This is a genomic window from Stenotrophomonas pictorum JCM 9942 (genome assembly GCF_001310775.1).
Classification (GTDB): Bacteria; Pseudomonadota; Gammaproteobacteria; order Xanthomonadales; family Xanthomonadaceae; genus Stenotrophomonas; species Stenotrophomonas pictorum.
The window spans coordinates 1-2,004 of record NZ_BAZI01000435.1; the positions used below are offsets into that span (position 1 = coordinate 1).

Annotated in this window: 2 protein-coding genes; both read right to left on the reverse strand. The window is 67.5% G+C overall.

Features of this window, described 5'->3' with window-relative positions:
* Window positions 1-128: 128 nt before the first annotated feature.
* The gene (locus JCM9942_RS14705) at window positions 129-1,004 is read right to left on the reverse strand and encodes a methylglyoxal synthase (protein WP_054660578.1); all 876 of its coding nucleotides are present in this window, start codon (window positions 1,002-1,004) and stop codon (window positions 129-131) included.
* Between the two features lie 45 nt (window positions 1,005-1,049).
* The coding region (locus JCM9942_RS14710) for an FAD-dependent oxidoreductase (protein WP_172675143.1) at window positions 1,050-2,004 on the reverse strand (955 nt) is incomplete at its 5' end.

The window sequence follows — 2,004 nt, forward strand, 5'->3', positions numbered from 1 at the left end:
CCCAAACCCCGCTGCTCACGCAGCGGGGTTTTTTATTGCGCCACGCCCTGCTGCAGGCCGTAAAGGACGCCGGCAACAAAAAGCCCGGCAGCGGCCGGGCTTGGGGGACAGCCGCCAGAAAATGGCGTTCAGCGCGCCCGCTGGCGCATCCGCACCGCATGCGCCCAGCGAGAAGCAATACCCGGGGCGGTGATGCACACCGCCTCGTCCGTCACCGTCGTCACCGCCCGCTCCAGCAGCTGGATGTCCGCCTCGTGCTGACGCGCCACGTGTGGGTCCTCGAAGAAAATCGCACGCTGGCAGCGGTGCTCCAACACCCGGTCGGCGATCTGCGCGTCGCCACCCAGCGGCCCGCTCTGGAAGCGCTGGATCCACTCCTGGTCACGCGGCCAGCCGCGGCTCCACGCCAGCTCGTTCAAACGTTGGCCGGTGGTGCCGGTGCCGATGCGCTGGGCGAACTGCGAGAGCACCTCGAAATGTTCGGCGGCGAAGTCCAGCATCTGTGGTTTGCGCGCGTCGTGGGCGATCAGGGCCAACGTCTGATTGGCAAAGTCATACAGATCGTCTGCGCCGGGATCGGCGGAAAAGCCCGCATGCATCCGCTCCATCTCGATCCAGTCCCGCGCAGTGGCCACGGTGGAGATGAAAGGCTTGCCGTGGATCACGCACTGGCGTTTCAAGGCGATGGCTTCGGGGAATACCGAAGACGGGTCGACCGGGTCGATCAAGTAGATGGCGCCGTCCAAGGTCCGTTCCGGTGTGCCCATGCCGACGACTTCGGCCACCAGTTTCATCAGTCCGCCCTCGCGGCCGTAAGGGTAGCGCTTGAGGGCGGGATAGTTCTCCAGCGGCCGGGTGCTGGCGATGGCGTCATAGGTGCGACCAACCGCGTGCAGCTCCACGCCGAGCTCGCGGATGCCGTTTTCGCACGCGCGCAGCCAGCGGAACAGGGCCGAATCGGCCCCCTCATGATGCAGGCGGTTGGCCGCCAGACCGATACGCATTGCGGGGACTTCTCCGGATGGGGAGCGCTGAGTGTAGAGCGTGTGTCAGCGTTGAAGCAGGGCGATGATGCTCTGCGCTGCGTCCCGGCCTTCGGCAACGGCCGTCACCACCAGGTCGGCACCCCGCACCGCATCCCCGCCGGCGAACAGCCGGGGGTTGTGGGTCTGGTAGGGCAGCAGGGAGCTGCCGCCGGCGATGATGCGGCCGTTGCTGCTGGCCTGTACGCCTTGGGCTGCCAGCCACTCCGGCAGCGTCGGCGAGAAGCCGAAGGCGATGATCACCACATCCGCTTCCAGCAGCGACTCGCTGCCTTCGATGGGCACCGCGTTGCGGCGGCCGTTGGCATCGGGGGCGCCCAGCCCGGTTTCGACCACGGTCACGCCGATCACTTCGTCGTCGGCACCGGCCTCGATCGCCAACGGTTGGCGGTTGAACAGGAAGCGCACGCCCTCTTCGCGGGCGTTGGCCACCTCGCGTGCCGAGCCCGGCATGCTGGCTTCATCACGGCGATACGCGCAGGTCACTTTGGCCGCGCCGAGGCGGATCGCGCTGCGCACGCAGTCCATGCCGGTGTCACCGCCGCCGAGCACCACCACGCGCTTGCCGTTGAGGTCGGGCAGGGCGATCTGGTCTTCCCAGCCGGCGATCGGCCGTCCCTGCGGATCATCGCCACTGACGATGCGGCTGTTGTGCACCAGGAACGGCAACGCCGGCAGCACGCCCTTGAGATCCTGGCCGATCAGGCCGCCGTCGGTGTAACGGTAGGCACCGGTGCCGAGGAACACCGCGTCGTAGTCGGCCTGCAGCTGCTCGATGCTGATGTCACGGCCGATCTCCACGCCCAGGCGGAACTGCACGCCCATGCCTTCGAGGATCTCGCGGCGGCGGTCGATCACGCTCTTGTCCAGCTTGAAGCTGGGGATGCCGAACTGCAGCAGGCCCCCAATCTTCTCGTAACGGTCGAACACCACCGCCTGCACGCCCGCCCGTGCCAGGCGA

Bases quoted from the DNA above. Each gene is read 5' to 3' on its own strand.
- JCM9942_RS14705 (WP_054660578.1), bottom strand. From the start codon at position 1,004: ATGCGTATCGGTCTGGCGGCCAACCGCCTGCATCATGAGGGGGCCGAT.